Origin of the sequence: Hallella bergensis DSM 17361, from assembly GCF_000160535.1 — a bacterium.
GTDB lineage: Bacteria > Bacteroidota > Bacteroidia > Bacteroidales > Bacteroidaceae > Prevotella > Prevotella bergensis.
Genome location: NZ_GG704780.1, coordinates 387,872 through 396,711, shown reverse-complemented (window position 1 = coordinate 396,711; position 8,840 = coordinate 387,872). Strand labels below are relative to the sequence as shown.

At 40.5% G+C, this 8,840-nt stretch carries 8 protein-coding genes; 7 read left to right on the top strand and 1 reads right to left on the bottom strand.

Annotation, left to right across the window (positions count from 1 at the left end):
- From HMPREF0645_RS13575 to HMPREF0645_RS01555, 4 genes are all read left to right on the top strand, one after another.
- A partial coding sequence (locus HMPREF0645_RS13575; RefSeq protein ID WP_007173050.1) for a hypothetical protein occupies positions 1-829 on the top strand: 829 nt, incomplete at its 5' end.
- Between the two features lie 25 nt (positions 830-854).
- Complete coding sequence (locus HMPREF0645_RS01560) at positions 855-2,513, top strand: major capsid protein (RefSeq protein ID WP_044123123.1); 1,659 nt, start codon at positions 855-857, stop codon at positions 2,511-2,513.
- Between the two features lie 11 nt (positions 2,514-2,524).
- The gene (locus HMPREF0645_RS13115) at positions 2,525-2,959 is read left to right on the top strand and encodes a hypothetical protein (protein ID WP_083793791.1); all 435 of its coding nucleotides are present in this window, start codon (positions 2,525-2,527) and stop codon (positions 2,957-2,959) included.
- A gap of 54 nt (positions 2,960-3,013) precedes the next feature.
- The gene (locus HMPREF0645_RS01555; RefSeq protein ID WP_007173047.1) at positions 3,014-4,228 is read left to right on the top strand and encodes a hypothetical protein; all 1,215 of its coding nucleotides are present in this window, start codon (positions 3,014-3,016) and stop codon (positions 4,226-4,228) included.
- Between the two features lie 355 nt (positions 4,229-4,583).
- On the opposite strand, the gene HMPREF0645_RS13570 is transcribed toward HMPREF0645_RS01555, so the two are convergent.
- Entirely contained in the window at positions 4,584-4,814 is a 231-nt protein-coding gene (locus HMPREF0645_RS13570; protein WP_007173046.1) for a hypothetical protein, read from the bottom strand.
- Between the two features lie 802 nt (positions 4,815-5,616).
- Between HMPREF0645_RS13570 and lpxD the strand changes: the two genes are divergently transcribed.
- From lpxD to lpxA, 3 genes are read left to right on the top strand one after another with little or no spacing between them, the layout of a single operon-like run.
- Positions 5,617-6,651, top strand: a complete 1,035-nt coding sequence (lpxD, locus tag HMPREF0645_RS01550; protein WP_007173045.1) for a UDP-3-O-(3-hydroxymyristoyl)glucosamine N-acyltransferase — start codon at positions 5,617-5,619, stop codon at positions 6,649-6,651.
- The gene (locus tag HMPREF0645_RS01545) at positions 6,652-8,043 is read left to right on the top strand and encodes a bifunctional UDP-3-O-[3-hydroxymyristoyl] N-acetylglucosamine deacetylase/3-hydroxyacyl-ACP dehydratase (protein WP_007173044.1); all 1,392 of its coding nucleotides are present in this window, start codon (positions 6,652-6,654) and stop codon (positions 8,041-8,043) included.
- Between the two features lie 5 nt (positions 8,044-8,048).
- A complete protein-coding gene (lpxA, locus tag HMPREF0645_RS01540) occupies positions 8,049-8,819 on the top strand; it encodes an acyl-ACP--UDP-N-acetylglucosamine O-acyltransferase (protein ID WP_007173043.1) in 771 nt (256 codons plus the stop codon).
- Positions 8,820-8,840 lie beyond the last annotated feature (21 nt).

Below are 8,840 nucleotides of genomic sequence, written 5' to 3'. Positions count from 1 at the left end.
CAAAACTAAAATGCTCGAGGATGTCTATAACGGAACTGTCAAATATGACAGCGTCTCTTTTAAGAACAACGGAGAAGTCAGCGTTACTCGTGTTCCTTATACCAAAAGTGACTTATGTGCCGTGTTCCGCAAATGTCGCGGATATCGTGACCTTTCTGCTTATGCAAAATCGCTTATATACTCGTTCGTTACAAATGAGTATCCTCAATGGAAAGAAAAAGTAAGCAGGCTTGCTTTTTATGATGGTTTCAAATCTGTGAAGTCCTTTGTACGTAAAAATCGCGAATACACTTTTCGTCATTGTTTAAGTTCTCATCCTTTGTACCTTGCATTAGGTATGGATGATGACTCCACATGGTTTGCCTCCTTGTATTGTCATAGAATGATAGAAAAATATCCAATTTTTAGTAATTTAGGTTTTGCTCATCCTGTCGATGCATATCTTTATTTGTTTGGTCGTTTTGAATCTTTGCTCGAACTTTCTTCGTATCATGATTTCATCGATCAACTTAATGAGTGGTATGAATGGAAAGGTAATAAATCTATTTTTGCTGCTTATCCTTTTCTCTCAGAAAATATTCCTGTTTCATTTAAAGATTATAAAGATCTTTCTTTGTCATATAAGAATATTTTACAGAGTACAGGTATTTATAATCATTTGTATGATTCTATCGGAGTTTTAAATACTTCTTTTATTGACGATAACTTAGAGGTAAACTCTCCTGAATTTGTTTCGTTTGAAATTGATTCTTATAAAAGTTTCCAATCTCGATTAAAAAGTAAAAAAGCTAATAATAAATACTTCGCGAATTATCGCAAGTTAGACTAATGTTTCATTTTTAAATTTAATTATTATGAGTGTTTCAATTCCAAAAATCAAGGCTACTCGGCCTAATCGTAATCGCAATGCGTTTGATTTGTCACAACGTCATTTGTTCTCTGCTCATGCAGGTATGTTGCTACCTGTTCTTAATCTTGATTTGATTCCACATGATCACGTTGAGATCAATGCTCAGGATTTTATGCGTACTCTTCCAATGAATACTGCTGCTTTTGCAAGTATGCGAGGTGTTTATGAGTTCTTCTTTGTTCCCTATCATCAGTTATGGGCACAGTTTGACCAATTTATCACAGGTATGAATGATTTTCATAGCTCTGCTAATAAATCAATACAAGGTGGTACTTCTCCTTTACAAGTTCCTTATTTTAATTTAGAGTCTGTTTTTAAAAATATCATTGAACGAGATTCTACTCCTTCTTTTCAAGATGATTTGCAATATCGTTTTAAATATGGTGCTTTTCGTTTACTCGACTTGTTAGGTTATGGTCGCAAGTTTGACTCTTTCGGTACTGCATATCCTGATAATGTCTCAGGTTTAAAAAATAATCTTGACTATAATTGCAGTGTCTTTCGTGTTCTCGCTTATAATAAAATTTATCAGGACTACTATCGTAACTCAAATTATGAAAATTTCGATACAGATAGTTTTAACTTTGATAAATTCAAAGGTGGACTTGTTGATGCTAAAGTTGTAGCTGATCTTTTTAAGCTTAGGTATCGTAATGCTCAGACTGATTACTTCACTAATTTAAGACAGAGCCAACTATTTACTTTTATCCCTGAATTTTCAGATGATGAACATCTTAATTTTGATCGTGATCAATATGCTGATCAAAGTAAGTCTAATTTTACTCAACTTAATTTTCCTGTAGATGTTGATAATAACTTAGGTTATTTTAGTGTTTCTTCTTTGCGTTCTGCTTTTGCTGTTGATAAACTTTTGTCTGTTACTATGCGTGCAGGTAAGACATTCCAAGATCAGATGCGTGCACATTATGGTGTTGAGATACCAGATAGTAGAGATGGTCGTGTAAATTACCTTGGTGGCTTTGATTCTGATTTGCAGGTTTCTGATGTTACTCAAACTTCAGGTACAACTGCTACTGAATATAAACCCGAGGCAGGTTATCTTGGTCGTATTGCAGGCAAAGGAACTGGTTCAGGTCGTGGTCGAATTGTTTTTGATGCAAAAGAACATGGTGTTTTGATGTGTATTTATTCTCTTGTTCCTCAGATTCAATACGATTGTACCCGTCTTGACCCTATGGTAGATAAATTAGACCGTTTCGATTTCTTCACACCTGAGTTCGAAAATCTTGGTATGCAGCCTTTGAATTCTTCCTATATTTCGAGTTTTTGTACTCCTGATCCGAAAAATCCTGTTTTAGGTTATCAGCCTCGTTACAGTGAATATAAAACAGCCCTTGATATTAATCATGGACAGTTTGCACAAAATGATGCTTTGTCTAGTTGGAGTGTTTCTCGTTTCCGCCGTTGGACTACTTTCCCTCAATTGGAAATTGCTGATTTTAAAATTGATCCAGGTTGTTTGAATTCTGTATTCCCTGTTGAATTTAATGGTACAGAGTCTACTGACTGTGTTTTTGGTGGTTGTAATTTTAATATTGTTAAAGTTTCTGACATGTCTGTTGATGGCATGCCCAGAGTTTAATTTCTTTTATTATGGAACTTAGTATTTATTTTCCGCATCTCAGCGCTGCTCAACTTGAGGTTATGTCCCGTCGAGCTGATTATACCTCTTCAGGTGTTTGTTTGAATAGTAAAGCAAATGAAGAATGTGATGTTATTTGTCCTTATGACGATAAATTGAAACGTAGGCCTAATGTACTTTCTAAAGTCATGGATCCGAATGTAAATCCTTTGGAACGTGAACGACTTATGTCTACTTTACAAAAGGTACCAGTTAGTAAGCGTAATAACTTATCAGATGATGAACTTATTTCGATGACTCCGTCTCGTTATAATCAAACTATGACAGATGATGCTGCGTTTGCCTCTCATCTTTCTCATGTAGTTGATGATTATTCCGATAGTGATTCTTCTGCTACTTCTTCTCAAGGTTCTGATAATTCAGATTCTTCTAATAGTGATTCCTAATTGTATGTTTAACTATCCCCTACCCTATTTGGGTAGGGATTAAATTCTTTTATTATGCCTCTTGATCCAATAACAGGTGGTGCTTTAATTGCCGCTGGTTCATCGCTTTTAGGCGGTGCTTTAGGTGCTGCTGGTAGTTCAAATCTCAATCGACGCAATCGTCGTCATCAATGGGATATGATGCTCCAGCAACAAGCTTATAACGACAAAGTAAATCAACAACAAATGGATTTCCAACGCGAAATTAATCAACAGAACTTTGCTTGGAATGATCCGTCTAATATTCGTAAACGTGTTGAAGCTGCTGGTTATAACCCTTATTTGTATGATAAACAAAACCTTGGTAGTGCTCAAGGTGTCAATCTGTCGTCTTCTTCTGCCGGGTTAGGTACTCCCAGTGAGTTTAACCCCGGTGCTGCTCTTGGAGAAGGTATTCGTGGTGCTGCTACTTCATTTTATGATAATTTTATGAAACAGCAAGACATTGATGCTCGTAAAAAACAGATTGAAGTTTCTGATTATGAGTTTGAAAAGCAAAAGAAAAACGATGCTCTAACTATAGGTGGTATTTCTCCTTATTATTCAGCAGGTCTTTCTCAAATTGCACAAATACAGTCTGCTCAAGCTGCTGCTAAAATTAATACTATACAAAGTACATTTGAGCAATGGCGTCAGGAATTTTATTCCCGCAATGCTATGGATGAAAACGGTAAACCTTTGGTTGACGAAAACGGAGAGTATGTTAGCAATTATGATGCCGAGCAACAAAGTAATGTTACTCGTAATATCTTAGGTGTTGAGAAGTTACAGCAGGATATGCTGGCAGGTAAAGTTAACATTGAATCTATGGAGATTGATAAACTAATCAAAAAGTATGATCTTACTTTCACCAAACCACAAGAACTTGAGAACCTTAAACAGTCTCTCAGTGTTATGCAATCTACTATTGCTGCTAATAATGCCTCTGCTCAAGCCTCCTTAGCTGCTGCCTATAACCAATTGATGCAAGGTACTACTGAGGAACAATCTCGCGTTTTTAAGCTTGGTAGCTTAAATTGGGATAGAGAGTTAAAAGCACAGCAACACTATTCGAATGATCTTAATCTTCGTGAACGTAAATTTAATTATGACGTTCAAAGTGAAGGTCGTGATCTTCGTGGTTCTTGGTTTGGTCGTTATCCAGGAGCTCTTTTTAGTACTGCAGGTGATTGGATAAATCGTGGTCTTGGCCCGCTTCTTGGCCCTCTTTCGCGTATTGTTGTTAAATAATTTTAATTTTATTTGTTATGTCATGGATTTTGAATTTTTTGAAACGGAACCTGAAGACTTTTGTCGTTTCCGTTGTATTGTTATGTCTGGTCACGGTTTGCCTGCTCGTTTTACTTGGTGTTCTTATCGCAATATAGAATGCCCTTACTTGCATAACCCTACACAATGTAGTGACTATGAAAAGCCCTTTTATTAATTATTAGCCGTGTTTGCCGCACGGCTTTTTTATTTCCGAGTAGGAAATAAAATTAAATAATGCAGAGGAGCGGAGCGACAAAGCGGTCAGCACCTTGGTATGCGCCGAATGGGATGCCGCATGGTAAGCCGATAGGCGCCAATATAAGCCAAAAACAGCCTATTCTACCCTATTTTCTGCCTCACTTTCCATCAGGCGTTTGCCCCCGTCAAACGTCGTTCTCTTGTTTCTACTTCTGAAAAGTGACACCACATATAAATTTTTTCTTGTTTTTTTACATGATTGTTCAATTATTTCTTTATATTTGCAAAAAATATATGATATGAAGACTGAAACGCCTAAAGCCATTTTATTGTGGTTGCTTGTTGGTTTTTTTACATTACCAATCATTTTTGGTATAATCTTATATTTATTAGAATGTATTGGTCTTATAAATTTGGATTAATTAACGTATATTTTTGATTTAACATATTGAACATTATATTTTTATTATCGATTCGCACAGGTTAGTCTTTTCTGACGGTTTATGATGGACGTTTCGAGTATGATGCACATTGCTATAACTTCTTTTATTGTTTACATGTACGAACATCGGAACTGTTATATATGCAAACCATAAGAATATATTGTAAGGTGCCCAACTTGTCAAATTTTGTTCAGCTTAAAATGACCTGCGTAAATTCTGAATTTAGCTCTCAGTTTGCCTTAATATCTGATTCATTTTGCCTAAAAACCAGATGTTACAAGCTTCAAAATTCGAATTGATTTGCGATTAAGGCTTAGACGGACTGCCGCCAAAGCTTAGACGCGACATGACAAGAGTCTAATCATCTTGCGGTTAAGGTCTAATCGCTACGCCGTTCAATATCTACTCGCAGGGCAATCCATTCGGCTGATTAGCTCAAAAAGTGTTTGCTCGGCATAATCAACTGCGTGTCAGCCGTTTAGCAAACGCCCTCAACTTTCGCGTATTTCCAGCCAAAGTATTTTGTTTTTTAAATACGCGAAATATGGAGACGCTTTTGTCAAGATATATTGAACTTATTTTATGTATTTTTCCTCTTGGTAAAGCATCATGTATGGGTGTGAATTAATAAGTTTGCATGCTAAAAACACCAAATAATAGATTATCTTTTCACGTATTAGGGAATTAATTCTTATATTTGCAGATTATAAACATTTGGATTCAAATATGGAATTTACTGCAAACCAGATAGCTCAATTTATCAATGGAAAAGTTGAGGGCGACGAGAATGCCAGGGTATCTACATTCGCTAAAATCGAAGACAGCGTACCCGGTGCCATTTCTTTTCTGGCCAACCCAAAATATACACATTATATTTACGAAACCAAATCGACTGTCGTTCTTGTTGACGACTCGATCGAGCTTGAACGCCCTGTGACGCCAACACTGATTTGGGTGCAGAACGCACGCGATTGTGTTGCCAAGTTGTTGCAGTTGTATGAGTCGACCAAACCTAAGAAAACGGGTGTAGATTCTCTGGCGTTTATTTCGCCCAAGGCCAAGATTGGCGAGAATGCCTACATTGGAGCGTTTGCTTATATAGCTGAAGGTGTGGAGATTGGCGACGACTGTCAGGTCTTCCCACATGCCACAATTATGGAGAATGTCAAGTTGGGCAATGGCTGCATTGTTTATCCCCATGCCAGCATCTATCATGATTGCGAGTTGGGAAACCGTGTCATAGTGCATTCCGGCGCCGTGATAGGTGCCGATGGTTTCGGCTTTGCACCTAACGGAGAACAATACGATAAGATACCCCAAACGGGGAATGTGGTCATCGAAGACGATGTGGAGATTGGTGCCAACACCTGTGTAGACCGCTCAACCATGGGGTCGACCTATATACGCCGGGGCGTCAAATTAGACAACTTGGTGCAGATTGCACACAACACGGATATTGGAGAAAACACCGTGATGTCGGCACAGGTTGGCATAGCCGGCTCCACCAAGGTGGGACAATGGTGCATGTTTGGCGGGCAGGTTGGCATCGCCGGACACATCAACATTGGCAACCGCGTGATGCTCGGTGCACAATCAGGTGTTCCGGGTTCGCTGAAGGACAACCAGACGCTCATTGGCACGCCGCCCATGCCGCAAACACCTTTCTTCAAGAGCCAGGCGATTTTCCGGAAATTGCCTGATATCTACAAACAGCTCACGGCATTGCAGAAAGAAGTAGACGAACTTAAACAAAAGAAATAAATGGATACCGCAAAACAAAAAACGCTCGGTGGAAGCTTCTCTTTGTTCGGCAAAGGACTTCATACGGGGCTGAGCCTCACCGTAACGTTTAATCCCGCACCAGACAACACAGGCTATAAAATACAACGCATCGACCTTGACGGCCAGCCCGTTGTTGAGGCTGTGGCAGAAAATGTTTCCGATACCCAACGGGGAACCGTGCTTCAAAAGGGTGAGGTCAGGGTTTCGACCGTCGAGCACGGGCTGTCTGCATTATATGCCCTGGGGGTTGACAACTGTCTCATTCAGGTCAATGGTCCGGAATTTCCAATCCTTGACGGCTCTGCGGCGCAGTATGTGCAGAAAATTAATGAGGTGGGCATCGTAGATCAGAAAACTCCCAAGGACTATTACATTATTCGTAAGAAGATAGAAATCAAAGACGAGGAATCGGGGTCGTGCATCACCATCTTGCCCGACCACGACTTTTCGATCACAGCCATGTGCTCCTTCGACTCCAAGTTTATCAGCAGCCAGTTTGCCACACTCGACAACATTGACAACTATGCCGAGGAGATTGCTCCGGCACGCACGTTTGTGTTTGTGCGGGATATTGTTCCTCTCTTGGAAGCCAACCTGATTAAAGGTGGCGACTTGGACAATGCCATCGTCATCTATGAACGGCAAGTTGAGCAGGCACAATTGGATAAGTTGGCCGATTTTCTCAAGTTGGCTCGCATGGATGCAACCAAGATTGGCTATATCCAGCACAAGCCGTTGATGTGGGACAACGAATGTACCCGACACAAACTGCTCGACATTATTGGCGACATGGCTTTGATAGGCAAGCCCATCAAGGGTCGCATCATTGCTACTCGCCCGGGACATACCATCAACAATAAGTTTGCACGCCTGATGCGTAAGGAAATACGCAAGCATGAAGTGCAGGCTCCTATCTACGATCCGAACGAAGAACCGCTGATGGACAACTGCCGAATCAGACAACTTCTACCCCATCGCTATCCCATGCAATTGGTGGATAAAGTGGTGGCCATGGGGGCGACAAGCATTGTTGGCGTGAAGAATGTCACTGCTGTCGAACCTTTCTTTCAGGGTCATTTCCCCGATGAACCGGTCATGCCCGGAGTGTTGCAGATTGAATCGATGGCTCAATGCGGTGGATTGTTGATTCTCAGCCAAGTGGCTGAACCTGAAAGATATTCCACCTATTTCCTGAAAATAGATAATGTGAAGTTCAGGCGGAAGGTTGTGCCTGGCGATACGCTGCTTTTCAAGGTGGAATTGCTGTTCCCTCCCCGCCATGGCATCAGTACCATGAAAGGCTATGCATTTGTTGGTGACAACATCGTGTCGGAAGCCACTTTTACTGCTCAGATTGTCAAGAATAAATAAAGTATATGAACCAGATAAGTCCCTTGGCCTTTGTACACCCTGAAGCTCGCATGGGTGACAACAACGTGATTGGCCCATTTTGCTATATCGACCGGAATACGGTAATGGGCAATAACAATGTGCTGCAAAACGGCGTAACCTTTCATATCGGTGCCCGCATAGGCAATGGAAATGAATTTTTTCCGGGAGCAAGCATCTCCACGAAACCTCAGGATTTAAAATACAAAGGCGAGGAAACGTTGTGCGAAATTGGTGACAACAACAGTATTCGCGAAAATGTGACGATATCGCGCGGCACAGCCTCGAAGGGAACTACTGTGGTGGGTAGTAACAATCTAATCATGGAAAATGCTCATGTGGCTCATGACTGTGTTTTGGGAAGCAACATTATTATCGGCAACTCCACCAAGTTTGCCGGCGAGGTGGTGGTGGATGATAAAGCTATCATCAGTGCCGTAGTTCTTTGCCACCAGTTCTGCAAAATTGGCGGATACGTGATGATCCAAGGTGGCAGCCGATTCAGCCAGGATATTCCTCCCTACATCATTGCCGGCAAGGAGCCCATTCGCTATGCGGGTATAAACCTGATAGGGCTTCGCCGACAAGGTTTCAGCAATGAACTGATTGATCACATACATGAGGCCTATCGCCTGCTATATAGTAAGGGTGTGCTGGCAGAAGGAATTCAGGAAATAAAAAACAATCTGAAGGTAACTCCTGAAATACAATATATTATCGACTTTGTATCGTCATCCAAACGGGGAATCATCAGATAGTACATCATTATTATACTTGCC